Origin of the sequence: Paenibacillus sp. HGF5 (assembly GCF_000204455.1) — a bacterium.
Lineage (GTDB): Bacteria > Bacillota > Bacilli > Paenibacillales > Paenibacillaceae > Paenibacillus_AQ > Paenibacillus_AQ lautus_A.
On sequence record NZ_AEXS01000127.1, the window covers coordinates 1 to 25,005 of the forward strand.

Below are 25,005 nucleotides of genomic sequence, written 5' to 3' on the forward strand. Positions count from 1 at the left end.
TGCTGAAGGACGCCGATCCGATACGCCGCCAGCTGCTTGGGCAGATCAGCGACAATAAATTCAATTATTACGTTCCGCAGGATTCGATGGTGCCTCTCAAATCCATGCTGATCCATCCATCCACCCAGTAGCTATCACGATCCATTCGAATGGGAAGGATCCAAGATCCGTTCGTCATTACCGATACCTCGACAGGCAATTATTACTTGTACGAAGGCTGAAGCCCGCGCTTGTTTATTTCAGATTGTATTGAGCTGATCAGTCCTAGGCCCGTTATTGATTGGCAATCATCTTAGTACTCATCCGCAGAGAAATCACACAAGATTACGGAAAAGCTTGATTTCATTTCGGAGAACATAAAGACATAAAAAGCCGCATAAATTGCGGCTTTTTATTATTACGGGCAGGTTAACTTAATGTAACAGCAGAAAGCGTAACACCTTCTTCTTATTTTTGCGGAAGACTTCTTCAACGCAAACCACGTCAGATTTCCCTCGACAAAACTTACATCAGCAGCCGATCTGCACAATTTCCTCAGTTCGTAAATAGGATCTTCAATTAGTTTATCCTACAAATCAAATTTATCCATGTAAACTTCCTTATTGGCAAAGGGACGACAAAGCGTACTTTTTTCTAAATTACCAACCAACCTTACCGTAAAGTAAGGTAACTGTAAGATAAACCATTGGTTTGTTTTTATCTTATTCAATATGATATTTACAACCATGGAACTGCAATTCCCTTCTGAAGGCGCATTACATTCAAAAATTAATCGTTTGCTTCATAGTAAATTGCCTGTACAAAGCAAGCCAATAACATTAAGAAGGGATCAATTATGACGAATAACCAATATATTAAAGCTTTTACGACAATATCATTTATATTCTTGTTTGCTTTTATCAGCCTTTATACCATTGTTCCTCCAAGTCCAGATAAGAAGACGGATATCTCGAAAAATTTCTCCGCGGATCGAGCTGTCCAACACTTAAATCACATAGCAAAGACTGCTCATCCAAGCGGATCAGTTGAAAATGAAAAAGTAAGAAATTATCTTGTAAAACAACTAAAATTAATGGGACTACAACCAGAAATAGAGCATTCCAATCATGCTTCTCTGTACCCCAAAATGTTAACTGGCGGAGATATGTACAACGTCCTTGTTAAACTTGAAGGTACTGGAAGTGATCATGCAATGATGATGTCTGCACACTATGACTCCGTTCAACAAGGACCAGGAGCTAGTGATGATGGAAGCGGAGTAGCCGCTTTATTAGAAACCATACGTGTATTAAAATCAGCTCCTCCTTTAAAGAATGATATCTATTTTGTGTTTACGGATGGTGAAGAGCAAGGACTAATGGGAGCAAAGGAATTTTGGACGAAATCAAAGCATTAACAAAAAATGGATCTCATCATTAATTTCGAGGCAAGAGGAACAAGTGGTCCGTCGATCATGTTCCAAACCAGTGATAAAAACGGTTGGATGGTAAAAGAATTTGCCAAAGCAGCCCCACGTCCCGTTACCTCATCCTTACTAGGAAATCTATTTGAAATCATGCCAAACGACTCGGATCTAACGGTTTCCAATGAAAATAAAATACCCGGACTGAATTTTGCGTATGGTGATGGATGGACCGAATACCATACACCACGTGATGATGTCAACCACCTAGATATACGTTCGTTAGAGCACCAAGGGCAAAACGCCTTAGCAATGGCTAGGCACTTCGGTCAATTGGATTTACATGATATTAAGAAAGAGAATGCAGTGTATTTTAACTTTTTTGGCGTCGTCATTTCCTACTCCTATTATTGGGTCTATCCCCTTACAGGACTGATTCTGCTTTTATATGCAATGGTTACGATCCTTGCAGTCAAGAAAAAGTGCGCCACTTACAAAGGGTTAGGAATAAGTTTGCTAGCAATCCTGTTAGCTGTCATTTCTTCGATCCTCGCAACGGTACTGATTTGGAGGGGTGTAAACGCTTTTTGGGCTGAAAAAATGACCTTATTTAGTGGCGCAATATATGACAGCTCTTTTTATCAGTGGGCATTTCTATTAATCACTGCTTCAATCTGTCTCCTGATCTGGAGGAAATTTCGTTCGCTAAATGAATGGGAAATGACTTTGTCCGCAATCTTTCTTGGTGTCCTATTCCTCATCTTGTTAACACAATTTCTACCAGGTGCTAGCTATCTGTTTACTTGGCCATTACTTGTATCCCTATTGATGCTTGGGTGGGGAGTATGGAAGAATAAAATGGATACAATTAGCACCAATACATGGATGTTATCCCTTACATCCTTCTTACCAGTAGTACTGTTCGTCCCACTGCTTAAGTTACTGTTTACCTTTTTTCCGGTTAGTTTTGTACCTTATCTCATGTTACTTTTGGTTTGGCTCTTAGCTTTGTTATTCATGCAAAGTAAACAGCTAATTCAATTAGGACAATGGGTGCCTTACACCCTGTTAGGAATCGCGGTAGTCATATTATCGATTAGTTTTTTCAGGGCTAACCCAAGCGCAGATCGACCTATAGATAGTAACTTATTCTATGTCGTGGATCAGGATAAAAAACAAGCACAGTGGGTTACAACCCAGCCACCAGATGATTGGACGAAGAAATATATAGCTTCAACGAATATATCCAATATTAAATCTATCTTACCGTTTAATTATGATAAAAAAGCATGGGTAGGAATTGCACCTGTACGAAACTATCAAATGCCACAAATAAAGCTAGTAAATAGAGAGACAAAACAAGGAAATAAAATCATTCATTTTCGATTTACAGGTGGAACCGATGTGCAAAACATGTATCTGTCCATACCTGGTGGTCGCGTTCAAAAAATAAAAGTTGGTGTAGAAGCCTTTACCATAGCTAAATCAATGGAAACTTTTTATTACAAACAAGCAGGTATTCCAAAACAAGGTTTGGATGTCTTTGTAGAAGTTAAAGGGAATCAGCCTGTAGAGTTTACATTTGGTTCTGAACAACATCCGGATCCAGAAATTCGTTCCAAACGTCCGCCACATCTAATTACAAGTGGACTGTTTGACGAAAGTATTTTTGTGATTAAACGTGTAACTTATTAATCCTTAAGCAAAGAAGATGTTATCCTGATTCAAAAATTTTACCTTAGGAGAGTGACATTATGAATGATACCTGGAACCCCGAATCGCCAGGCGTGCTGCGCCTTCCTTCAGGTCGACTTGTCCGCGGCCGAGCACTAAGGCATCCTCTTCCCCAAGGGCTTGAGCCCACTTTTGCACTCTATCTGCTCGGGCGACCACCAGCGCCGGTTGCCTGGGATAGCCGCTGGATTCCTTGGCCGGACTTCTGGCTGCCAAAAAACAAGCTTGCAGCCGCTGACGCGCTTCGCGAAGCATGGACTCGCTCTGAAGTTGAACGGGTTGAAATCGCCTGTGGGGGAGGGATAGGACGAACGGGTACTGCATTAGCCTGTCTCGCTGTGATTGATGGCTTACCAAATCATAAAGCTGTCGATTATATTCGCAAGCACTACACACCGCGTGCTGTTGAGACGCCTTGGCAACGCCGCTTTGTCTCTCGTTTCTAAGGTCCTGCATGGTTTATCCTACATAATAGAGAAGATATAAGGGGGGATTTTCAAGTAAAGTGATCGAACTATATAATCGTAGAATACTAATATCAATTTGATGTTAGGCAGACGGATAAGGGAAATCATACGTATTCGGCACGTTCATGGAGAACATCTCGAAACAATCGGAAAGAGTCTTGAATAATGGAGTGTATGCTATGAATGGAACTATAAAAATATTGGTTATCGAAGATGATAATGAAATTAACCAGTTATTATGCGAAATCATAACCAATAGCGGATACGTACCGCAGCCGGTTTTTTCCGGCACAGAAGCATTGTTGTATTTGGCCAATGATCGGGAGTGGAGCATGGTATTGCTCGATCTGATGCTTCCCGGTCTTGCCGGGGAAGAAATCCTTCGGAAGTTGGGTCCGGATCGCCGCCTGCCGGTTATCATTATATCGGCCAAAAACGAGCAGCAGTCCAAAGTCGCCGTGCTAAGAATGGGAGCGGACGACTACATTACTAAGCCATTTGATGTGGAAGAGGTAGCGGCCAGACTCGACATCCATCTCCGCAGATATAGACGTGCAGCAGAACCCGATCTGATCCGTCAATTGACGTACAAGGACATTCATTTGGATAGCGATACGAAGGCGGTCACGGTTAACGGTTCCGGTGTGGTGCTGACTGCGAGGGAATTTACGGTGCTGGAACTCCTCATGTCTTATCCGAAGAAAGTATTTACAAAGCAGAATCTATTTGAAGCGGTGTGGGGAGACGCCTACTTGGGTGATGACAACACAATTACGGTACATATGAGCAACTTGAGAAAGAAGCTAGCGCAGGCAAACCCGGAGGCCGAGTATATTGAGACTATATGGGGTATGGGATATCGGTTGAGAGGATGAATTAATGATTTCTTAAGATGTTGGTTAATATCCTATTAGGATCTGATGTTTAGAATGAAAGAACATCATATCGTATAGGAGAATGTGCAATGAAAAAGATTTTAATCGCAATAATAGCAACAATAACGCTTTTGGCCCCGTTTCTGTATTTTCCTCCGTCAACCCATGCCGCGTCTGTTCTCGACAAGGGCGCAGTGGACGACTATGTTGAACGTTATTTGATTCGAAACGGGCTGCCAGGCGCCTCGATTGTTATCGTCAAGGATGGCGGGATCGTCCATGCGCAAGGCTATGGGCATGATTCCGAAGGAAAACCCCTGACGGAGCATTCCTTACTAAGAATCGGTTCCGTCTCCAAATCATTTACCGCCTTTGCCGTACTGCAGCTCATAGATGAAGGAGCTTTCGGACTGGACGATCCGATCGTCCGGCATTTGCCCGACCTGAAGATGAACGACCAAAGAGTCGGTCAAGTCACCATCCGCCATCTGCTTAGCCATACTTCCGGAATATCCAACCCGACCATCGTGTCCAAGGCGGATACCTTGGAAAAAGGCGTCAAGCGTGTGCACCAGTGGCAGCTACAGTCCGATCCCGGTGAGGGGTACTCCTATAGCAATGCGAACTATTGGATCCTGGCATGGCTGGTGGAGAACGTAAGCGGCATGGAGTTCGCTGCGTATCTAGACACGAAGGTGTTCTCTCCGCTCGGCATGGACGATTCCCTCTCGCCCGTGAACTCTGGCGATTCGGTTCCCGGGCTGCCGCACGGGTATGTCACGGCCTTCGGAACGGCAATTTCCATATCCGAGATGGAACGAATGTTCACCGGTTCGGGGGAATCGTAACGACAGCGGCGGATATGGGAGAATGGCTTGCGATGCACACCCGTAACGGCGTAAGCGCATCCGGAGAAAGATTATTATCCGAATCCTTGCTGGGGGATTCCTATTCCCCGCAACCCGGAAGCGAGCATTATGGACTAGGCTGGTCGCTCAGCGCTTCGGATATCGCGCCGAAACGCGTGCAGCATAGCGGAGCCTTATCCAGCTATCAGGCTCAACAAACCATCGTACCAGAGAGCGGCTATGCAGTAGCGGTCATGCTTAATAGCTTCACCACCACTTTCGAGCATGCGTATGCGATAAGCGACGGCATTATCCGACTCACCGAAGGACAAGCGCCCACAGTGAAGACACCAATACCGACAATTATTGATTTCTCCGTTGGATTGCTGACGTTGCTGTATGCTGGTTTGGGAATCAGAGGGATCCTGTTCGGCAAGAAGTGGTCCGATCGACGCCGACACTATTCAGCTCTACGCTATTATCTGCGGTTAATCCCGCAAATCATTCCGATCGCGGGGATCGGTTGGTTACTGTTTATCGTCCCGGAATTGCAGGATAACAGTACGACGATCCTGGATGTATTCCGCCTGTGGCCGGCCTTGGCGATTCTATTGTTCGTCATCTTCCTATGTGCCGTGTCCATCACCGGGACACGAATGTATCATCGGATCAGAGGGGGTATCTCCCAGTGAAGGAATCTGTTTTGACAACGATCGACTTGACAAAGAAATACAAAGAACAGACTGCCCTTGATCGTGTTAACATGGTTGTCGAAAAAGGTGATATATACGGTTTTATCGGGCAGAACGGGGCAGGCAAAAGTACGTTGCTGCGCATGGTGACCGCGCTGGCCCGGCCAACGAGCGGAACCGTAAGCTTGTTCGGGGAAAGCAATGAAGCGGGGTTGATTGAAGCCCGAAAGCGCGTAGGAGCGATCATTGAAAGCCCGGCATTACATCCCGATATGTCGGCCCACGATAATCTGGAAGTCCATCGATTGCTCCGGGGGATCCCTGGCAAGGCGTGCATAGCGAAGACGCTTGCGCTCGTCGGACTGCAGGATACGGGGAAGAAGAAGGTAAAGAACTTTTCACTCGGCATGAAGCAGCGATTGGGGTTGGCTATCGCCTTGCTGGGTGACCCGGAGCTGCTTATACTTGATGAACCGACGAATGGCCTTGACCCAGGAGGCATCGTGGAGCTTAGAGAGCTGGTCAAGAGGCTGAATCGCGAGATGGGACTAACGATTCTGATATCCAGCCATATCTTGAGCGAGCTTCATCAGATGGCAACGAAGTACGGCATTATTCATAGAGGCAGACTGTTGGAGCAATTGACCCACGTTGAATTAAATGAGAAGTGCAGACAGCATCTTCGTATCCGGGTCGATGATCCAAGCAAGGCAGCAACGGTTCTCGAAATGGAACTGGGCACACCCGATTATGAAGTTTTGCAGGATGGCACGATCAAGCTTTACAGCCTCGATCACGATGTCAGAAGGGTATCAATGGCTTTGACAAGCAGCGGTCTGGTCATCGAATATTTTGCGCCAGGCGGGGATGACTTGGAAAGTTATTTTACCAAACGGGTCGGGGGAGAGCTTCATGATTAATTTATTACATGCGGAGCTGTTCAAACTCAGCAAGAATAAAGTATTCTGGACACTGACCATCACGGTAACCGTTGTTTTTGCCCTCATGCACTATTTAATCACCATCGGATGGTGGAAGATGAATAACTTGTTCATGGATGCGGGACTGGAGCAGTTCTCATCCCTTGCGCTGGCTACAACCCCGTTCTACTTCATGTTATTCTTGTGCACATTGGCCGGATTTTTTGTTGCGAATGACTTTACAATAGGGGTCGTCAAGAACATGGTCATGAGCGGGAATCGCAGAAGTCATATCTTTTTAGCTAAGCTCGTCATATTGGCACTCGGTTCCGTGATTCTGGCTGTGGTGTGCCCGTTAATTGTAATCATGGGCGGAAAGCTATTGTTTGGATTTGGCGAAATGACAAACCCGTCGGCATTGGGCTACTTGGCAAGAGCACTGGGTTTGTTCCTCATTCATTTGATGGCCCTCGTTGCCTTGTTGATGCTGATCGCGCTGCTTGTGGAAGATAGCGGGAAAACCATTATAATCTCCGTCGTAATCGCATTATTCATTTCCGTAGCAGAAGTTCTGAGACCGCTGCCGGGGATCTTGGAAACATTGTATCATTATTCGATATTCCATCATCTTATTGATTCCTTCCGAATCAGGATGTCCGACGCTGATATTATCCAGTCTTTGTCGGTTGGAATAAGCACCCTTCTAGTTCTGATGTTGTGCGGGAATTTGGTGTTTAACAGGAAAGAGATTAAATAAAGGCCGTGAGGTGGAGAAAAATGATCTATGTAACGATCACTGCAGTTCTGCTAATGTTCATTTTTCTCCTTCGTCTTGCGTGGATCAAGAAAGAAATGAGACGTTTATCGGTCCAGGTCGAACGCTTTCATCAAGGCTTGAGCGGGAAGAAGGTCGATATTGCTTTACTGGACAAAGATATCGAAGAGCTCGCTGGAAATATCAATCAATTAATCGATCTGGCGGTCCAGTCGAACAGGGATCGAATACGCAGTGATCGCGAATTGAGACAAGCGATCGCTAATATGTCCCATGATTTGAGAACACCGCTAACGGCTATTATCGGATATACCAAATTATTGGAAGTCAGTTCTGTCACGGACGAGAAACGACAGGAATATATGTCTATTATCAGAGCCACTGCTGATCGATTACATACCTTACTGCATGAGTTTTTCGAGTTGTCTCTTGTGCAATCTACAGAGTATCACCTTAAGCTTGAACCGGTACAAATAAATGCATTGTTGTGGGATGTGTTGACCGGTTTCTATGATCAATTTATTGAGAACCAAATAGTACCGGACCTTCAAATAACGGATGAACCGCTCATTGCCGACGTGGATCAGTCAGCAGTCGAACGTGTATTCGAAAATTTAATCAGTAATGTGATCCGTCATACGACAGGCAATGTAGCGATTAGTTTGAAGGAGAATGAGGGGAATATTCTGCTTATCATCAGGAATCAAGCGGACAACTTAAGCGAGCAAGACATAGACAAACTGTTTGATCGCTTCTACACAGCGGATCGGTCAAGATCGAGCCGCAGAACTGGTTTGGGGTTATCCATTGCTTATAGTCTCATGTTAAAGATGAACGGGCGATTGACTGCTAGGCTCCAAGATGGATGCTTGGAGATGAGATGCGAGTGGAAGCGAAGCTGATTCGTATTTACAGGAATTCTAACGGGCAGGATTGCGTGACTCAAGGGCGAATAGAATAAGCAAAAAAATTTATCTAAAACAGAAATGGAAGGATGAGCTGAGCGGTATGAGCCTATCGGCAACAATCAGCAATTTGGAAAACGGCAAACATCAGCACATCGTCGTTTATGGAACGAGTCTAACCGAAGGCGGCGCTTGGGTCAGCGGATTAAAGGAAATTCTGGATCGCCGGTTTCCGGGACAAGTTAAGTTGACCAACAGCGCCAAAGCTGCACAATGGTCGGGCTGGGGACTTGAACATTTGGAGGAACGTGTAATCGCTTTCGCTCCCGACGCCGTTTTTCTGGAATTCGCTATAAACGACTCGTATTTGCCTTATCAGACGAGCATTACGAAATGCGGTGAAAACCTGAATGCTCTTATTGATCGATTACGTGCTGCCAACAAGAATTGCGAAATTCTGTTGATGACCATGAATCCGCCGGTTCGGGAACACCTAGAAATTCGTCCTCTGATTGAGCAATATTATCAGGTGTACAGAGATACGGCTCGCTTGCGCGGACTTTTGCTCATCGATCATTACCCGGTTTGGCGGAGAATGTTAGACGAGAACCCCGCCGAATTCGACCGGCTTATTCCGGATGGAATTCACCCTTCGGACGAGGGCTCGACTACAATAACGCTTGCCGAAATCGAGAAGACCTGGTTGTAGCAACATGAGGTATTAATCATTGGGAATAGAAATCATTACGGTAACCGGTAACGGTAGCTTAATAAAACCATTAAAGCAGCTGGCCAAACGTGATCAGCTGCTTTTGTTCAACTAACGGGCAGGCTAGTTTAGTTTTAAAAGTACTTTCCAAAAAAGTGTGTGGTAAAATGTTCGAAGCTTACCACACATGAGGGGGGATTGAAGAAACTATGGAAAACTCTGTAGTTAGACTAGCAGAACGAATTGCAAGCGATTTTCTTCTGGAACAAGTAAAATCTTCATATCAGATCTTAGGCAAGGGCATCACAAATCAGGTTTGCGTAGTTGAAACGGAGAGTCGCAAAGTTGTTGTCCGCATGAACGATAAAGATACATTTCCAAGCTATATTAAAGAAAAATGGTGTATCGAGCAAGCAGCCGCAGTTGGCGTTCCTGGACCTGAGGTATTGTTCATTGGTATAGTTGATGAAACCGCTTATATGATCCAGGCATTTATTGAAGGGGACAACGGGCTAGACAATACTGTTCCCACGTCCGATGTTTGGAGGAAACTGGGCGAATATGCCAAGCTTATTCATTCGATCCAAGTGAAGGGATACGGAGGTAATCTGATTGATCCACTCCAGGGTGATTTTCAATCACCTTCTCATGCCGGATCAGACGGCAGTTGGCAAGGGTATGTGCAGTATAATATCAATAGTTTGACAGAGGATGACCCCTTGATTGAGCTTGGAGTAATCACTCAGATGGAATCGCAGAAAGTAAGAAAACTGTTTGAAAATTTGAAGAGTGAACCGTTCCACTTCGGTTTAAACCATGGGGATATCTCTTTAAAGAATACGATTGTCAATCAGTCGAGCCAAGTTATATTGCTGGATTGGAATGCAGAAGTTAACGTGGTACCGCATGCAACTGTTGCACAATTGATGCATTACCAAATCCTGGGATTAGAAGAAAGCGCAAGTGTTGAGGAATTCAAAGCGTTCATGGACGGGTACGGAATAAGTGAAAAAGACCTTTCTGAAACGAGGCATTTGCTGCTATTAAGGGCTTTCGATAATCTCAGGTGGGCTATTGATCGGAGTCCTGATCTGATCGAACCCTATGCTGCTTTTGCGAAACAAGTCATTGACATGATTATGGATTAGCAGAAAAATAGTTAATATTTTTTAACTTTATGTTTCAGTAATCAAATGTGCACCGTATTCTCTATGCCCTCCTCCAATCAAACTCCATAAGATCTGCAGTTTTGACAGCTCTATTTACGCCCAGTAATTTCTCTACAACATACAACGAAGCATCGATGCCAGCGGATACTCCGGCGGATAATACAATTTTCCCATTATCAACAAAGCGATTTTCTTCAAATATTTCAGTAGTAGCAGGTACAATCTTTCGCAATTCATCAATAGCCAATCGGTTTAACCCCAACCTCCAGGAATCACCAATACATCAGGTTTAGGGCAGGTATATATAGTATAGGTTGGATTGATGCTTAGACCTCCTTATGCCGTAATCGGACTTGCTTTTTCCGCCACAGTGTAAACATTGAAGTCTTGCCCCCTGTTACTTCCTGAAATAAATACCTCAAATGGTCCTGAAAAATCCAAAGCTTGCTGAAGCATGACACCACGCAAGGGCTTTATGACGCCAAGGTTAGTTTATAGCGAAAACAGCTTGAACGGTGTGGATATTCCGATCTATGCCGAGAAAGACCCCGGAAAGCTCCCGTGGAAATAAGAACGAACTTAGATCATTGCTATCGAGTATAAACAAAAGAAGAGCTCATTAAGCTAACGGGCAGGTTAGCTTAATGAATAATTTACTTAACTGAAAGACAAGAAGATGGTACCTAATCCTTCAATCATGTCAAAAGCTTTTTGGATCAGATATCCCCGGAACCCCAGTTTCACGGATTGTCTTTGCTGCTATTACTTGAGATCAGATGTTCTGACCACCCGAGACTTCGATTCTCTGCGCATTAACCCAGCGATTGTCGGATCCTAGTAGGTTGGCCACTACAGGACCAATGTCCTCGGGTACGCCGACTCGACCAAGGGCAGTCATCGAGGCAAACGTGTCATTGTAAGCAGGTATGTCACGTACAGAACCTCCCAGAAAATCGGTTTCGATTGCTCCAGGTGCAATGGTATTAGCGGTAATACCTCGGTGACCCAGTTCTTTGGCCAAATAGATGGTTAGAATCTCGACCGCGCCCTTTGCGGCAGAATAGGCGGAGAATCCAGGAAAAGAGACGCGAGTGAGTCCCGATGAGAAGTTCACAATACGACCGCCATCTGCAAGAAGCGGCAGAAGAGCCTGGGTCAAGAAAAATACGCCTTTGACATGCACATTGAACAGGCCGTCGAACTGAGCTTCTGTAGTTTCGGCATAGTCTATCATTTCTCCGTGGCCAGCATTATTCACCAGATGATGGAAAGTGGCACTATCCCAAGTAGACCGCAGGGTCGAACGAACTGTTTCAACAAAGGCCGTAAAGCTGGCAATATTACCAACATCAAGTTGTAATGCCACTGCTTTGCGACCCAAAGATTCGATCTCAGCAACAACAGACATTGCTTCTTCTGCTTGGCTACGATAGGTCAAGATGACATCACCGCCATGACGCGCAATACTGATGGCAGTATTGCGACCAAGTCCACGGCTACCACCGGTGACGATTGAGATATTATTCATTGTAACTTCATCCTTTCAGGGCTCATTTCTAATTACATTGTTATCATAGATTATAAAGTTCACTTTAAGTCAAGACTTTTCCACTGAGAAAAAAGTGTATAATTAAACCGTGGAATATTTGATTTACTCCCATCTTCCTCATCTTTTATAGCGAAAATATTGGATTTTTTATTAGATATTCCAAAAAAACAATTAAAGTTCACTTTAATAGGAGGCGATGATTTTATTTTGTTGACTATAAGGGAAGTTACTGAATTGACAGGGATGGCGGCTCCTACACTTCGATACTACGAGAAGGAGGGGCTGCTTCCACATGTGAAGAGAAATGAAAATGGGAAGCGGTTATATGACGAAGATGATATAAGCTGGATTCACTTCGTTACTGCGCTTAGAGCTACAGGAATGCCGATTGCTCAAATTCAGAAGTATGTATATTTGTATAAGGAAGGGGATTCGACGATTTCGGAACGAAAAATGATGATGCTTCATCATAAAAAAGAAATTGAGAAAAGCATAAAGGAACTTTATATTAACTTGGATAAAATAAACTATAAACTTGCTCTATATGATGTAATAGAATCTCAGATTGAACGAACCAACATCAAAATTTGATTATGTCCAAATACAAAGTCGCTAATGTAGCGACTTTGTATTTTTATATAAGGCTCAAACATACAATTTCCAAATAGCCATACCTAGAGAGATCAAGGAAAGGGCCATGCCGTAAAAAGGATGGCCCTAAAACATGCATTTACACTGCGTTATAGACATATTTAACTCTTATTATTCCATTAAGCTAAAGGGCAACAAGGAATAGGTGCTTGGGAGTTTATATTAAGTTTATTTACGTGTGCTAGAGTAAGAACGATCAATTTAGGAGGGGTGAAGAGCAGTTGAGAAAAATACTAAGTCCCATCACCGACTGGGTATCAACCAAGCGGGGGATGTGGATTACCATTGTGGTCTGGCTGGTAGCCATGATCGGCTTAAGCGCAGGCCCAAGGCTGAGTGAATACAAGGTGACTAACTTTCAGTCACTCCCTGATGAGGCACAATCCATCATAGCGGAGAACAAATTGGAGGAAAATTTCCCCAATCAGCAGGGAGCGCCAGGCATTCTCGTATTTCATAACGAGTCAGGCGCCATCCATGTCAATGAAGTTAAACAGATCTTGAAAGGCATTATTTCGGCAGATATCGAAGGGGTCGATTCCATTGTCGATATCAGCGCACTGCCGCCACAGGCACTGGCAGGCTTCACATCGGAAGACGAATCCACCATAATAGTCCCGATGAGTCTTGAGGCTGGACTTGGCAACAGCGAATACTCCGAAATTAATGATAAGGCCTCAGAGATCGGCAATGAAATTGCGAAGGATCTCGACACCATATTTTATATTACGGGACCCGCCGGAATTGCTGGTGATACGGTCAAGCTGTTCGAGCAGGCTGACGTTGTCCTGCTGTTGGCCACGATTGGCATCATCCTGATATTGTTGATTGTCATTTACCGTTCCCCGCTGCTGGCGATTATTCCGCTGCTGGCCACCGTCATTGTATATCAGGTGGTGAATCAATCTGTAGCTTTGATGGGCGCAGCCGGACTCGAGATTAATAACTCGACGACCTCTATAATGAGCATCCTGCTCTTTGCGGCTGTAATCGACTACTCGCTGTTCGTATTTTCGCGCTACCGTGAGGAACTGAACAAACATGAAAGCAAATATACCGCTATGCAGTACGCCATGCGTGCAACCGGAGAGCCTGTGTTTTTTGCCGGCGGAACCGTGCTGGCAGCCATGCTTATTTTATTTTTCACAGACTTCCGTGATTATCAGAACTTTGCACCGGTGTTCGGGCTCGCCATGTTTATTATTATGCTGGCTTCTGTGACCTTGGTTCCAGCCTTGTTTACTCTGTTTGGTCGTAAGGCATTCTGGCCTAAGGTACCTAAATACGGCCAGGAGCATGAGATCAAACACAGGATATGGGGGCCAATCGCCAAATTTGTAGTGAACAAGCCGCTTTTAACAGGCGGAATCGTTGTTGTCTTTATGATTATTACGGCGCTGAATGTGTTCAACCTGAAATATGAGTTTGACACCGTTAAAAAGTTTCCTGAGGATTTACCTTCCCGCGTCGGTTACGAGATTGTGGAATCCAAATATAACAAGGGAGAGCTCGCACCTTCCACTGTCCTTCTGGAATCCGAGACGGCACTGTCCGAAGATCAGATCGGCCAATTTATAGAGAAGCTGAACAGCCACGAGGAAATCAGCTCGGTACGTACGTCCGGCATCAAGGAGGATTATACTGCGGCCAAGTTCAGCGTCGCGCTGACCATGAATCCGTATTCTACCGAGGCCATTGATTTTGTCGAAGAGCTTCGGTACCAGTCCGATGCCATACTAAACGATTTGTCCTTACAGGGAGATGTTTACTACGGCGGCGTGACAGCCAAACTAGTTGATGAGCGAGCTGTTAACAATAGTGATATTATCAAGGTGGTTATTTTAGAAACGATTCTGATTCTGGTACTGCTTATCGCACTCACCCGTTCATTAAAAATGTCGATTTACATGATGGCGACCATCCTGATATCTTACGTATCCGCTCTGGGGCTCGGCCTGTTCCTGGTGGATGCTCTGTTCGGATACGAATCCATCAGCACCCGGGTTCCGGTGTACGCGTTTATTTTCCTGGTGGCGCTCGGCATTGACTATAACATCATTATGATTTCCCGTTTCCTCGAAGAGCGAAAAACGAAGAATGTAAAGGAAGCTCTTGAAGTTGCTATTCGTAATACAGGCGGCGTCATTTCCTCGGCAGGTGTCATATTAGCCGCTACATTCGCGGCTCTGACAACGATGCCGATTGCGGATCTTTTCGTGTTCGGGTTTATGGTGGCGATCGGTATACTCATAGATACATTCCTCGTCAGAGGGATGCTGCTTCCATCCTTAATTTTGTTCTTTGAAAAAGATAAGGATCCGCAAACACGTTCATCTTAAGCGCATAAGGTAAGGAGGGGATTTTCATGAAAATTTTAGTGGTGGATGACGATTATGATATCCTGCAGCTCGTGACGATTCATCTGACCCGCGAAGGCTATGAGGTTTTACAGGCCCAAAACGGCCAATATGCCCTTAAGCTTCTAGAGGAGACTGAGGTGAACCTCGCCATTGTGGATGTCATGATGCCCGGGATGGACGGTTTCTCCTTAACTAAAATTTTAACCAAAGAGCTGGAAATCCCCGTCATTCTGTTGACTGCAAAAGGGCAGCTGTCCGATAAGGAGCAGGGATTCAGATCAGGCTCCGAAGACTACCTTGTGAAGCCGTTTGAGCCGAAGGAATTGCTGTTTCGGGTGGCCGTGGTTCTGCGCCGCTATGGACGTGCTCTGGAGAGCGTCTTAAAAGTTGGTAACGTCAAAATCAACCGGAATGACTTTGAGGTCATCATTAATGATGAAACGATCCTCTTTCCTTTAAAAGAATTTGAGCTTCTCACAATGCTCGCAACCCGGGTAAATAAGGTCACACCTCGGTCGCTGCTGCTCGAACAGGCATGGGGCGAAAATTATGAGGGGCATGAGATGACGTTAAATACGCATATGAACCGGATCCGCGAACGGTTGAAGCGATACGGCGCGGCAGTCGAAATCCAAACGATCAGGGGCATCGGCTATAGATTAGAGGCTGTTGAATGAGGACATTATACCGTGAGTTTATTTCAGCCATTCTGCTCATTTTAGGAATCAGCATGCTGATCGGCTTTGTCCTGGCTAACGTGGTTTACGTCGTATTTACCAAGGACGAGATGACCCAGCAAAATCTAGAGGTGGCTGAGCAAATTGTTCATGTTCTAGAGAACATGCATATGGTCGATCATGCTGTTCAGCCCTTTTTGCAGTCCATCGGACAATTAGGGTACCAGATTTATTTCGTTGATCCATCCGGAGGAGGGACTACCTTTGGACAGTCTTTTGAACAGAGCAGTCTCCCTCGCCAGACGCTGGAGCGGGTGCTGCAAGGCGACCGCTACATGGGCAAAGAGGGAACATGGGATCAGTTCTGGATGATGGGTCATTTCTCCAATGATATAAGAAATACAATCGGTCTACCCGTTCGGATCGACAATGAACCCCACGCTTTATTTGTAAAACCAGACAGCCAAATTTTGTTCTCTGATATTCATATGATGCTGGCGGGATTCATCGTTGCCATTGCCCTTGTAAGCGTACTGGGGGTTATCATGATGGCTAAACGGCTGACTCACCCGATATCCGAATTGTCCGAGGCGACCAAAGCGATAACCAATGAAGATTTTACGTACGCCTTGAATATCAGTCGGCAGGATGAGATTGGCCAGCTGGCCGGCAATTTCTTGAACATGCAGCAGCAGCTTATGCATAATGATATCGCCAGGAAGTCCTTTATAAACAATGTATCTCACGATTTTCAATCACCCTTGATGAATATTCAGGGCTACGCGGATCTGCTCCTCAGCACGGGCCTGAATGAGAAGGAACGGCTCCAATACGCTGGCATTGTCAATGATGAAGCCCGAAGATTATCGAATTTAACGAAGCAGCTTCTGCTGATTACCTCTTTGGACCAATCCGGGTATCCCGTAAAAAAGAGCCCTGTTCGTCTGGATCTGCAAATTAAGGAATCCATCAAGAAACACCAGTGGAGCCTGCAGGACAGGAATCTGACCATTTCATACAAACTGGATGAGGCAGTATTGTTCTCGGACCGCGAGCTGCTTGCCATCGTGTGGGATAATCTCATTACTAACGCTATTAAGTATAATCAGCCAAACGGCCATGTCTTTATTACCTGCAGCATAGAGTCGGATATGATCCGGCTAGCGTTTCAGGATACCGGCGTTGGCTTGTCTGAAGAATCAGCTGAACAGGTGTTTGAACGCTTCTACCGGGTGGATACTACTCGCAAAAAAGACGGGACAGGCCTCGGCTTGTCCATTGTAAAAGAAGTCGTTACATTATTAAACGGAACCATATCGCTCGAGAGCGAACTCGGAAAAGGAACTACCTTTACCGTCATGTTTCCAAAGGAAGGAAATGATAATTAGATGGAACAGACCTGGAGTATACGACTCATACGCTTTGCGGCGCTCTTCGGCATTCTCGGGACCTTTATCGGGTCCCAAATGTCCGGCAATATGGATTATTCCATGCGGCCGATTCATGCACATATTTTGCTGGTAGGATGGCTGTCGGTGTTTGCCTGGGGGATCTTTTACAAGGTAAACAAGGTGAGATATAAAAAGCTGGTGGCCATCCACGGCTGGCTGGCCATGCTGGGCGCATTTGGCTTGACGTTTGGCATGTGGATGTACAATTTAAACCCGTTCCAATGGGATGAGACCTTTGTGATGATCTTCTTTATTGTGGGCGGTTCGCTCTTATTATTAGCCTTCTTGCTGTTCGCCATTATTACATTCTTAACAGAAAAAGAGTAGATAGATACGTAAGCCCCTTCTCCAGCGGAGAGGGGGCTTTTAGTATTGGGCTCAGCAAAATGAAAACTGTTGCTCGTATAAAGGAAATGCCGAAAGAATACCTAATAGATAAGAACAGACTCCCATTGAAAGTCGCTAATTTAGCGGGATTTTGTTTTATCGGTACTCCCGTTATTTAGGTACTCGTCCATTTTTTTCGATATTGATGCGGCGTGATTCCCATTTGCGTTTTAAACCATTTGCAAAAATAAGAGCTATTTGTTAATCCGATCTCCTCCACAATAAGCGAGATCGGTTTTTTTGTAGTCGCTAGGAGTTGTATGGATTGATGAAATACTTCATCGGAAGAGCAGGTTAAGATTATTTTACGGACAAAGCGCCGGCTGCGAGCAGGCGGAGGTGCTCCACAGCAAAGTCGGTAATTACCATTCGGCGAACTGATTCTCGACTGCTTGAATCGAACCGAGAACGCCATGTCCCATGCACACGCTTTTATGGCGGCAGAATGGTGTCTGAAAGCGCAGCAGAAAGCTATGCGGATAACGTAGTGATTCAAGAATGCATATAGAATAGATAATCGAATAATCATAAACTTCCGGTTGTGATTGCGCCTGCACGCTCGTAATTCACGACAATAACGCCATTCGGGGCGACTTTGCTTTCCGTCACCTTAAATGCCGCCGGGGTAGTGCCTCCAGCAAACAACCGCTTTCCACTGCCCAACGTTATTGGATATATCATCAGCCAGAACACATCGACCAAATCATGCTTGATAAGCGTCTGAACGAGATCACCGCTTCCCCAAACATGCAAATCTGGCCCTTGCTGTTGCTTGATTTGAGTGATTTTCCCCACAATATTTCCACTTAAAAATACGGACGGCTGCCATTCGCCAGATGTCATGGTGTTCGAGACGACGTACTTGTTAGCCTGGTTGGCCCTCGGCCATACGTCCGCATGTTGCGGCCAATACGGTGCCCAAATTTCATAGGTTTTGCGCCCTAACAACAGATCGAACGGCATGTTCATCTGCCTTCTCAGTAGCGTTCCAACGATCTCGTTAGAATATGGCGCTGACCACCCGCCATATGCGAAACCGTCGCTGACATCTTCGTCTGGCTCTCCTGGGGCTTGTATGACGCCATCAAGGGAGACATGTTCAAGCACAATAATTTTTCTCATAATTGAGTTCCTCCTACATCTGGATTACAGACTATTTTAGCAATTTTTTTATTTTATCGGTACAGGTTCTTGTCCTTGACTCGGGACAAGAACTTTACCGGTTGTCGAAAAGGACAAGAACATGAGCCGATTAAAGTAGTAATGGTCTTTGTTAAGTATCACACCTTTACTTCTAGGGCCTCGATCAAAATTGAGGACCTAAAGGAGGGCTTATCCCCAACCTTCGTTAAACTAATGGGACACATTAGTTTAACGAAGACAAGAAGGCAGCCGATCAAAGATATCAGTTGCCTTTTTTAAGCTAACGGGCAGGGGTTAATCAACCGCCTTTGTACGTTTTTGATTATTTATATAATGCAGTAACAAACGTGCATTGGAGGGTTAGGCGCTGCGGTGATACATATTTTGCCGGGAACCACATACAGATAACCTTTGCCGTAACATCGCACTCAGAAGAATACAACGTGAATTAGGAAATAAATAAAGGGAATATATGGAAATGATAAATCAAGTTGACCTATAATATATGCCTTGAAAGAGATAATTCTATTTAATTATGTCGGGAGACATAAGCCAACGCGCAGTTTAGACGGGTCTCATTTTTAACGAACGTTAAAATTGTCTTAAATGGAAACCATATTTTAGATTGTGTTAATCTGTCTAATAGAGAACCCCGAGTAGAGAGAGGGATGTTAATTGAAAAGAAGCGTGTTATATATTGAAGATAACGAGAAAATAGGCAGTTGGGTAAAGGAAGAATTGGAGCAGCGAGGGTTTTCAGTTCAGTGGCTGCTAACTGGTGAAGGAGCCGAAAAAGAAGTCAATCAGCACGAAATCGTTATTTTGGATATCATGTTACCCGGTTTAGACGGATTTACTGTGGGAAGACGATTAAAGAAGACAGCTCCTGCTATTCCTATTTTGCTGTTAACTGCTCGAACATCGATAGATGATAAAGTAGATGGTTTGCAATTTGCTGATGACTACTTAACGAAACCATTCCACACGGATGAATTAGTTGCAAGAATAGAAGTATTAATCCGTCGTAATGGTGGAACAAAACCCGATCGCATTTCATTAGGAAATCAGATTGAAGTAGATCCAGAAGGTCAAATGATATTTGATAAACACACAGGAGAAGAAATAATATTAACAGGGAAACAGCATCAAATCTTAATGTACTTCTTACGCCACCCTAATCAAGTTTTAACAAAAGAACAAATTTATGAAGCTATTTGGGAAGAAGCTTATATAACAGGCGATAAAACACTAATGGTGCATATCCACCGACTGCGTCAAAAGCTGGAACGCCATCCCGATTCTCCGGAGATTATTGAAACGTTGAAGGGAATTGGCTATAGGGTGAAATTATGAAGCAAAATAGATCATTATTTCGTCGTTTTCTAAAAGTACATTTTCTATTTATCTTTTTTCCTCCGATTATGATTATTTTCATCAGTGCGTTTTTTGGGGTTTCAGATATCCATGATAAAAATGTAAATACGTTAAATCTGTTTTACGTTACCGTACTAGTGTTTGGTTTTATTATTGTCGCATTCGTGATCTTATCCTGGCGGTTCTTCTTGAAACTTCAAAAACGTCTCGCCCGCTTACAAGAAGTCATGTCATTATCAGCTAAAAACAACTCATTCCCTAAAACCATATCTGTTCAAAGTGATCGTATGGATGAGATAGACCAGTTAGGAAGTTCTTTTAATTGGATGATTCAGCAGCTTGAAGACAGTCGCAAGCGAGAATATGAAGAGGAGTTATTACGACATCGACTCATTGCGAATTTATCTCACGACTTACGAACGCCGCTTACTATTTTGAGAGGACATGTCACCCGCTTAAATAAAGAACCCATGAGTTTAGAAGGACAAAACTCGTTAACAGAGATCAACCATACGATTACAAGAGTCGGAGATCTAATGGATGATTTACTGTCCTATACATTGCTTACCTCAGGAAAACATCCTTTTGTGCCCGTTTCAACAGATATTGGACGTCTAGTAAGAGCATCTGTTGCTGCGTGGTATCCTGTATTTGAAGAAAAAGAAATTCAGCTTGATGTTGATTTACCGGGAGAGGAGACTTTTTATTGGGAAGCAGATCCTAATTGGATGAAACGGGTTTTGGATAATTTATTTCAAAATATTCTACGCCATGCAGCAGAAGGGAAATATGCAAATATTGTGGTTGATATAGAAAAAGAACAGATCATTATTGCAGACAGAGGTCCAGGCTTGGATAACTCTTCCTATGAGCATGGGGCAGGGATTGGTTTATCGACTTCAAATTACATGTTGAAAAAAATGAAGCTGAAAGCTGACTTTACATCAAATGAAAATGGCACAAGAGTAGTTATTGGTAGAGCGTAACCCAAAGGTAACCCAGAAGTAAACGCCATGATAACCGCGATGTAACTTTGCTTCTTTATAATGAGAGCCATAACAGAAAGGGAGTGTTATGGTTGCTTACCATTAATAACGTAGTCAAACATCGCGGAACTCAAGAAATCTTATCAGGTATCAGTTTTAAAGCGAGACCTGGCAGAGTGACTGGTTTTTTAGGTCCGAATGGGGCAGGTAAAAGTTCTACACTTCGCATCCTGCTTGGATTAGATCGTGCCACATCAGGGAGTGCACTCATAAATGGCAAGCCATTTTCAGCGTTACATAATCCTCTAGCGACAGTAGGTGCTGCACTTGATGGATCCGGGGCCCATCGTATGCGAACAGGGCGGGCACACTTGCGCTGGATTGCTTGTGCCGCAGGATTGTCTCGCTCACGTGTCGAGGAAGTTTTGGAAATCGTAGGTCTTACTAATGCAGCTGACAAAAGAGTGGGAAATTATTCGCTTGGTATGGGGAGAAGACTTGGAATGGCCGCTGCACTACTGGGTGATCCCCCAATATTGGTTCTAGATGAACCCGTAAATGGGCTCGACCCGGAAGGAATTCGTTGGATCCGGACATTCTTGCGTAAACGGGCCGAGTCTGGCAACACGGTGTTACTATCCAGTCATCTTATAGGAGAGCTTGCAGAGACAGTCGATGATGTGGTCATTATTAAGCAAGGAACAATCGTTGCAGATGGAACATTGGATGAAGTAATAGGTAACCATTCCACGCTGGAAAAAGCTTTTTTTGCCCGGACATCTGAACATGCAGGTGGTGTTGTATGAGAGCATTCAACGCGGAACTATCTAAATTGTTCTCCCTGCCGGGCATTTGGCTTGCCTTTCTTGTTGGAGCATTTTCTCCTGCGGTCATAGCCGCTTTAGACAGTATAGCGCAAAAAGAGGAGATTATAGCTGGAGTTAGCACACGGCTATTGGAAGTTGGCTATATTGGATTAGCCCTTGGTGTACAAGGTGTCATCATCCTTGGTGTGCTTGCTGTCAGCAGCGAGTATTTAACAGAGAGCAGTGAATCTGGCGGAGGACAACAGATTACAACAAGTTTAACGGTTGTTTCGTCAAGGCTTCAATTTTTGCTGGCAAAAGCAGGTGCTGTGACAGTAATCAGTATACTGCTTTGTATCGTTGCTATAATGACAACTGTGTCAGCTACGCATCTTGTTCTTGGTGAGCATACCCCTGTATTAGAATGGTCGAAGCTGCTCGGTGCAGTTTGTTACTGGACATTCACTGCTCTATTAGCATTCGGGATTACTGTACTGACTAAGAATGGCACGATTCCGCTTGCTGTGCTCATCATAAATACATCCGTTGTTTCATTTAGTTTCCTGCTTTCTAAGGTTACAAAGTTAGCGTTATACTTACCGGATAGGGCTGGCCTTGAAATGTTTATGTTTCTGAGCGACAGATTTCTCACTCCGTTCACAGGCGGTATAGTCATGTCAGCCTGGGTAGTCGTTCTTTTCATTGCTGCAGCTATTGTATTCCATAGGAGGGACGTTGCAGCATGAGTGTCCCTTCTATTAGAAAAAAAACACAAATCCTTCGTGCTGAACTGGATAAATTAGTTACATTACCATTGATATGGCTCACTCTTATGGGTACATTCATTCTTAATTTAGGATTAGCCGCAGCTTTTACGTCTATTGGTCTACAAGGGGCAATAGGATCGCAAAGTATACTGAATATTGGGTTTGCTTCGATGGAATATCTTCAAGCAGGATTCATTATACTTGGGATCTTAGCTACTTGCTCAGAGTATACCGGTGGACAGATTCGAACTACGTTAGCTGCGATGCCTTGTCGTGGGATCCAACTATCCATGAAGCATTTGGCATTGGCAATCATAACCGTTCCCGCGGCCTTTATTATCGCTGCATCCGGTGTACTATATACTTATATGATGATGAGAGACACAGCAGCAGTGATTGGTTTAGATACCATGGTAGAAGCGTTAGCAGGTGCAGCAGGCTATCTAACATTAACCACACTTCTCAGTGCAGCTATAGGTGCTTTATTAAGACGAACCACTCCTGCTTTAGTGGTACTGCTTGGTTATTATTTCATTGTCAGTCCATTATCGAGAGATTTTCTACCTAGTATTACAATGTATTTTCCGGATACGGCAGGATATTATATGTATATGCCGCCTTCCTCTGATGAAATAAATGTCCTTTCACCAATGCAAGGGACAGGGATTTCAATGATATGGACACTGAATTTTATTATAGCAGCTATTGTATTTTACCGTAAACGTGATGCCTGAGTATAAGGTTCATCTATTCAAAAATATAACGGTAGTGATTTTTTGAAAAATTTCTGAAAAAGTACGATGGTCTGATATGATTGATGTGACAGAGTACAAGGACAAAGTCTCATTGAAAGTTGTCGATGGACAAGAACCTAGACCTCTAGAAAGTCGCTAATTTAGCGGCTTTTTTATTTTATCGGGACAAGTTCTTGTTAAAACACAATGACAAGAACTTGATAACATTCCCGACTGATGACAAGAACATGGTTACATTCCCGATATCACGTAGGCAGACGCCCTCAATTTAACGAACGGGCAGATTATATTAGCAATCTGTAAGAAACAATCCGAACTGAAATGTACTATATTGTAGTTTATATAGCCCCCCTAAAGTCTAAAAGAATAAACGACAGACGCACACAAAGGAGTGAAGTTATGAAATTATTACTCACATCTGCAGGCATTAATAACAAAAGCATACACAACGCGCTAGTTGACATGCTGGGCAAGCCGATCGCCGATTGCAACGCTCTGTGCATTCCCACCGCGATGTACGGACACCCCTGGGTAGGCCCCGGCGTCAAAGCATGGCAGTTCATCAGCGGGAATTCCGAGAATCCCATGGTCGATTTGGGCTGGAAGTCCGTCGGCGTGCTGGAACTCACAGCGCTGCCAAGCATCGACAAAGACCGCTGGGTACCGCTAGTAAGGGAGACGGACGTCCTTCTGGTTGCGGGCGGCGACGCCCTCTACCTGTGCCACTGGATGCGGCAGTCCGGACTGGCAGACCTCTTGCCGTCTCTGCAGACAGTTTATGTGGGACTGAGCGCCGGGAGTATGGTGATGGCACCTAACATCGGGGAATTCTTCGTTGGCTGGACTCCACCCACTGGCGGCGATGAAACGCTGAGTTTCGTTGATTTTGCAATATTTCCGCATCTGGACCATGAAATGCTGCCGAGAAACACCATGGCTGATGCAGAGAGATGGGCCGCCGGGATGCAAGGGCCAGCGTATGCGATTGATGATCAGACCGCCATCAAAGTGATCGACGGAGTGGTTGAAGTTGTCTCCGAAGGGAATTGGAAACATTTTTCGCACCTCCTATAAGAAAGAGTGGAGATGAGCACAATGGAGAAGAGATTTCCGCATTGTCCTCTAGTATTTCACCAAGCTACACCAGAGGAAATCATCGCATATAACCGTGGTTTGATATAAAGCTAGAATAAGCTAAGGAATTTTACGAGGACGATCTTTGTATCTGAAAGGATGTAAAGGGATGATAAGCTATGCAGGCAAATGAGGAGTTCAAAATGGAAGAAGGGCTGGAAGACATTACGGGAATTACTTGTATTTACGTACCAGTAAATGATGTTTACGAGTCTATTAAATGGTATCAAAAGAATTTAGGGTACCAACCTGCAACCAACGATCGTGTTGAGCCTGGGATGGTGATGGCTGTTTTGAATTTGCTGACCCTGACGGTAACATATGGGAAGTTTGGCAGCCTTAATCGATTAATCAGATCAATTTCGCTAACGTGAGCTGAATAAAGAAGAGGAGGCAGCTGGTCAGAGCGATCGGTTGTCTTTTTTAAATGTCGAGGGACAAGAATATGGTCCATTGAAATCGCTATTTT

Annotated in this window: 25 protein-coding genes and 2 pseudogenes; 23 read left to right on the forward strand and 4 right to left on the reverse strand. The window is 44.4% G+C overall.

The window, feature by feature from the left end:
* Window positions 1-1,072: 1,072 nt before the first annotated feature.
* The 10 genes and pseudogenes from HMPREF9412_RS19560 (at window position 1,073) to HMPREF9412_RS19605 (ending at window position 10,475) form a co-directional block, all read left to right on the forward strand.
* Window positions 1,073-3,097 (forward strand): annotated as a pseudogene (locus tag HMPREF9412_RS19560) (M20/M25/M40 family metallo-hydrolase).
* Between the two features lie 59 nt (window positions 3,098-3,156).
* Window positions 3,157-3,582, forward strand: coding sequence for a protein-tyrosine phosphatase family protein (locus HMPREF9412_RS32155; protein WP_083829979.1), 426 nt, complete (start codon window positions 3,157-3,159; stop codon window positions 3,580-3,582).
* Between the two features lie 200 nt (window positions 3,583-3,782).
* The gene (locus HMPREF9412_RS19570; protein ID WP_009593457.1) at window positions 3,783-4,478 is read left to right on the forward strand and encodes a response regulator transcription factor; all 696 of its coding nucleotides are present in this window, start codon (window positions 3,783-3,785) and stop codon (window positions 4,476-4,478) included.
* Between the two features lie 89 nt (window positions 4,479-4,567).
* Window positions 4,568-5,326, forward strand: a complete 759-nt coding sequence (locus HMPREF9412_RS33375) for a serine hydrolase domain-containing protein (protein ID WP_009593453.1) — start codon at window positions 4,568-4,570, stop codon at window positions 5,324-5,326.
* Between the two features lie 32 nt (window positions 5,327-5,358).
* Window positions 5,359-6,018: a serine hydrolase gene (locus tag HMPREF9412_RS33380; protein WP_009593477.1), complete on the forward strand. Its 660-nt coding sequence runs from the start codon at window positions 5,359-5,361 to the stop codon at window positions 6,016-6,018.
* Entirely contained in the window at window positions 6,015-6,938 is a 924-nt protein-coding gene (locus HMPREF9412_RS19585) for an ABC transporter ATP-binding protein (protein WP_009593447.1), read from the forward strand. Before HMPREF9412_RS33380 ends, HMPREF9412_RS19585 begins: the two co-directional genes overlap by 4 nt.
* Window positions 6,931-7,695 carry an ABC transporter permease gene (locus HMPREF9412_RS19590; RefSeq protein ID WP_009593450.1) on the forward strand — a complete coding sequence of 255 codons (765 nt, stop codon included), beginning with the start codon at window positions 6,931-6,933 and terminating at the stop codon, window positions 7,693-7,695. The genes HMPREF9412_RS19585 and HMPREF9412_RS19590 overlap by 8 nt, the downstream gene beginning before the upstream one ends.
* Before the next feature lie 20 nt (window positions 7,696-7,715).
* Window positions 7,716-8,615, forward strand: coding sequence for a sensor histidine kinase (locus HMPREF9412_RS19595; RefSeq protein ID WP_009593455.1), 900 nt, complete (start codon window positions 7,716-7,718; stop codon window positions 8,613-8,615).
* A 106-nt stretch (window positions 8,616-8,721) separates the two neighbouring features.
* A complete protein-coding gene (locus HMPREF9412_RS19600) occupies window positions 8,722-9,327 on the forward strand; it encodes an SGNH/GDSL hydrolase family protein (protein WP_009593444.1) in 606 nt (201 codons plus the stop codon).
* 209 nt (window positions 9,328-9,536) lie between these two features.
* Window positions 9,537-10,475 carry a phosphotransferase family protein gene (locus HMPREF9412_RS19605; RefSeq protein ID WP_009593458.1) on the forward strand — a complete coding sequence of 313 codons (939 nt, stop codon included), beginning with the start codon at window positions 9,537-9,539 and terminating at the stop codon, window positions 10,473-10,475.
* Between the two features lie 61 nt (window positions 10,476-10,536).
* Here HMPREF9412_RS19605 and HMPREF9412_RS33385 read toward each other — a convergent pair whose 3' ends face one another.
* Window positions 10,537-10,743: a hypothetical protein gene (locus HMPREF9412_RS33385; protein WP_254664075.1), complete on the reverse strand. Its 207-nt coding sequence runs from the start codon at window positions 10,741-10,743 to the stop codon at window positions 10,537-10,539.
* A gap of 525 nt (window positions 10,744-11,268) precedes the next feature.
* Window positions 11,269-12,024 (reverse strand): SDR family NAD(P)-dependent oxidoreductase, encoded by a 756-nt coding sequence (locus HMPREF9412_RS19615; protein ID WP_009593445.1) that lies wholly within the window; start codon window positions 12,022-12,024, stop codon window positions 11,269-11,271.
* A 231-nt stretch (window positions 12,025-12,255) separates the two neighbouring features.
* Here HMPREF9412_RS19615 and HMPREF9412_RS19620 point away from each other — a divergent pair, with 231 nt between their 5' ends.
* From HMPREF9412_RS19620 to HMPREF9412_RS19640, 5 genes are all read left to right on the forward strand, one after another.
* Window positions 12,256-12,636: a MerR family transcriptional regulator gene (locus HMPREF9412_RS19620; protein WP_302622001.1), complete on the forward strand. Its 381-nt coding sequence runs from the start codon at window positions 12,256-12,258 to the stop codon at window positions 12,634-12,636.
* 281 nt (window positions 12,637-12,917) lie between these two features.
* A complete protein-coding gene (locus HMPREF9412_RS19625) occupies window positions 12,918-15,035 on the forward strand; it encodes an MMPL family transporter (RefSeq protein ID WP_009593470.1) in 2,118 nt (705 codons plus the stop codon).
* Window positions 15,036-15,061: 26 nt separating this feature from the next.
* The gene (locus HMPREF9412_RS19630; RefSeq protein WP_009593476.1) at window positions 15,062-15,733 is read left to right on the forward strand and encodes a response regulator transcription factor; all 672 of its coding nucleotides are present in this window, start codon (window positions 15,062-15,064) and stop codon (window positions 15,731-15,733) included.
* Entirely contained in the window at window positions 15,730-17,121 is a 1,392-nt protein-coding gene (locus HMPREF9412_RS19635) for a sensor histidine kinase (RefSeq protein ID WP_009593456.1), read from the forward strand. The genes HMPREF9412_RS19630 and HMPREF9412_RS19635 overlap by 4 nt, the downstream gene beginning before the upstream one ends.
* On the forward strand, window positions 17,122-17,511 hold the full coding sequence (locus tag HMPREF9412_RS19640; protein ID WP_009593475.1) for a hypothetical protein: 390 nt from the start codon (window positions 17,122-17,124) through the stop codon (window positions 17,509-17,511).
* Window positions 17,512-17,686: 175 nt separating this feature from the next.
* On the opposite strand, the gene HMPREF9412_RS33390 is transcribed toward HMPREF9412_RS19640, so the two are convergent.
* A complete protein-coding gene (locus HMPREF9412_RS33390) occupies window positions 17,687-17,986 on the reverse strand; it encodes a helix-turn-helix domain-containing protein (RefSeq protein WP_254664076.1) in 300 nt (99 codons plus the stop codon).
* Between HMPREF9412_RS33390 and HMPREF9412_RS33395 the strand changes: the two are divergent.
* Window positions 17,940-18,059 (forward strand): annotated as a pseudogene (locus HMPREF9412_RS33395) (Gfo/Idh/MocA family protein); the annotation flags it as partial. The gene HMPREF9412_RS33390 and the pseudogene HMPREF9412_RS33395 overlap by 47 nt on opposite strands.
* A 37-nt stretch (window positions 18,060-18,096) precedes the next feature.
* Here the strand turns inward: HMPREF9412_RS33395 and HMPREF9412_RS19645 are convergent.
* Window positions 18,097-18,693, reverse strand: coding sequence for a dihydrofolate reductase family protein (locus HMPREF9412_RS19645; RefSeq protein WP_009593467.1), 597 nt, complete (start codon window positions 18,691-18,693; stop codon window positions 18,097-18,099).
* Between the two features lie 696 nt (window positions 18,694-19,389).
* On the opposite strand from HMPREF9412_RS19645, the gene HMPREF9412_RS19650 reads away from it, so the two are divergent.
* The 7 genes from HMPREF9412_RS19650 (at window position 19,390) to HMPREF9412_RS19680 (ending at window position 24,910) form a co-directional block, all read left to right on the forward strand.
* Window positions 19,390-20,067: a response regulator transcription factor gene (locus HMPREF9412_RS19650; RefSeq protein ID WP_009593465.1), complete on the forward strand. Its 678-nt coding sequence runs from the start codon at window positions 19,390-19,392 to the stop codon at window positions 20,065-20,067.
* Window positions 20,064-21,074: a sensor histidine kinase gene (locus tag HMPREF9412_RS19655; protein WP_009593446.1), complete on the forward strand. Its 1,011-nt coding sequence runs from the start codon at window positions 20,064-20,066 to the stop codon at window positions 21,072-21,074. The genes HMPREF9412_RS19650 and HMPREF9412_RS19655 overlap by 4 nt, the downstream gene beginning before the upstream one ends.
* A gap of 92 nt (window positions 21,075-21,166) precedes the next feature.
* Window positions 21,167-21,880, forward strand: coding sequence for an ABC transporter ATP-binding protein (locus HMPREF9412_RS19660; protein WP_009593460.1), 714 nt, complete (start codon window positions 21,167-21,169; stop codon window positions 21,878-21,880).
* Entirely contained in the window at window positions 21,877-22,626 is a 750-nt protein-coding gene (locus tag HMPREF9412_RS19665; RefSeq protein ID WP_009593451.1) for an ABC transporter permease, read from the forward strand. The genes HMPREF9412_RS19660 and HMPREF9412_RS19665 overlap by 4 nt, the downstream gene beginning before the upstream one ends.
* Window positions 22,623-23,381, forward strand: coding sequence for an ABC transporter permease (locus HMPREF9412_RS19670; RefSeq protein ID WP_009593472.1), 759 nt, complete (start codon window positions 22,623-22,625; stop codon window positions 23,379-23,381). Before HMPREF9412_RS19665 ends, HMPREF9412_RS19670 begins: the two co-directional genes overlap by 4 nt.
* Before the next feature lie 420 nt (window positions 23,382-23,801).
* Entirely contained in the window at window positions 23,802-24,476 is a 675-nt protein-coding gene (locus HMPREF9412_RS19675) for a Type 1 glutamine amidotransferase-like domain-containing protein (protein ID WP_009593454.1), read from the forward strand.
* A gap of 179 nt (window positions 24,477-24,655) precedes the next feature.
* The gene (locus tag HMPREF9412_RS19680; RefSeq protein WP_009593474.1) at window positions 24,656-24,910 is read left to right on the forward strand and encodes a hypothetical protein; all 255 of its coding nucleotides are present in this window, start codon (window positions 24,656-24,658) and stop codon (window positions 24,908-24,910) included.
* Window positions 24,911-25,005: the final 95 nt, after the last annotated feature.

Excerpts from the sequence above, each read along its gene's own strand:
- HMPREF9412_RS32155 (WP_083829979.1), top strand. The coding sequence starts at position 3,157 with ATGAATGATACCTGGAACCCCGAATCGCCAGGCGTGCTGCGCCTTCCT.
- HMPREF9412_RS19570 (WP_009593457.1), top strand. The coding sequence starts at position 3,783 with ATGAATGGAACTATAAAAATATTGGTTATCGAAGATGATAATGAAATT.
- HMPREF9412_RS33375 (WP_009593453.1), top strand. The coding sequence starts at position 4,568 with ATGAAAAAGATTTTAATCGCAATAATAGCAACAATAACGCTTTTGGCC.
- HMPREF9412_RS33380 (WP_009593477.1), top strand. The coding sequence starts at position 5,359 with ATGCACACCCGTAACGGCGTAAGCGCATCCGGAGAAAGATTATTATCC.
- HMPREF9412_RS19590 (WP_009593450.1), top strand. The coding sequence starts at position 6,931 with ATGATTAATTTATTACATGCGGAGCTGTTCAAACTCAGCAAGAATAAA.
- HMPREF9412_RS19595 (WP_009593455.1), top strand. The coding sequence starts at position 7,716 with ATGATCTATGTAACGATCACTGCAGTTCTGCTAATGTTCATTTTTCTC.
- HMPREF9412_RS19600 (WP_009593444.1), top strand. The coding sequence starts at position 8,722 with ATGAGCCTATCGGCAACAATCAGCAATTTGGAAAACGGCAAACATCAG.
- HMPREF9412_RS19605 (WP_009593458.1), top strand. The coding sequence starts at position 9,537 with ATGGAAAACTCTGTAGTTAGACTAGCAGAACGAATTGCAAGCGATTTT.
- HMPREF9412_RS19615 (WP_009593445.1), bottom strand. The coding sequence starts at position 12,024 with ATGAATAATATCTCAATCGTCACCGGTGGTAGCCGTGGACTTGGTCGC.
- HMPREF9412_RS19630 (WP_009593476.1), top strand. The coding sequence starts at position 15,062 with ATGAAAATTTTAGTGGTGGATGACGATTATGATATCCTGCAGCTCGTG.
- HMPREF9412_RS19635 (WP_009593456.1), top strand. The coding sequence starts at position 15,730 with ATGAGGACATTATACCGTGAGTTTATTTCAGCCATTCTGCTCATTTTA.
- HMPREF9412_RS19640 (WP_009593475.1), top strand. The coding sequence starts at position 17,122 with ATGGAACAGACCTGGAGTATACGACTCATACGCTTTGCGGCGCTCTTC.
- HMPREF9412_RS33390 (WP_254664076.1), bottom strand. The coding sequence starts at position 17,986 with ATGGCGTTCTCGGTTCGATTCAAGCAGTCGAGAATCAGTTCGCCGAAT.
- HMPREF9412_RS19645 (WP_009593467.1), bottom strand. The coding sequence starts at position 18,693 with ATGAGAAAAATTATTGTGCTTGAACATGTCTCCCTTGATGGCGTCATA.
- HMPREF9412_RS19655 (WP_009593446.1), top strand. The coding sequence starts at position 20,064 with ATGAAGCAAAATAGATCATTATTTCGTCGTTTTCTAAAAGTACATTTT.
- HMPREF9412_RS19665 (WP_009593451.1), top strand. The coding sequence starts at position 21,877 with ATGAGAGCATTCAACGCGGAACTATCTAAATTGTTCTCCCTGCCGGGC.
- HMPREF9412_RS19670 (WP_009593472.1), top strand. The coding sequence starts at position 22,623 with ATGAGTGTCCCTTCTATTAGAAAAAAAACACAAATCCTTCGTGCTGAA.
- HMPREF9412_RS19675 (WP_009593454.1), top strand. The coding sequence starts at position 23,802 with ATGAAATTATTACTCACATCTGCAGGCATTAATAACAAAAGCATACAC.
- HMPREF9412_RS19680 (WP_009593474.1), top strand. The coding sequence starts at position 24,656 with ATGCAGGCAAATGAGGAGTTCAAAATGGAAGAAGGGCTGGAAGACATT.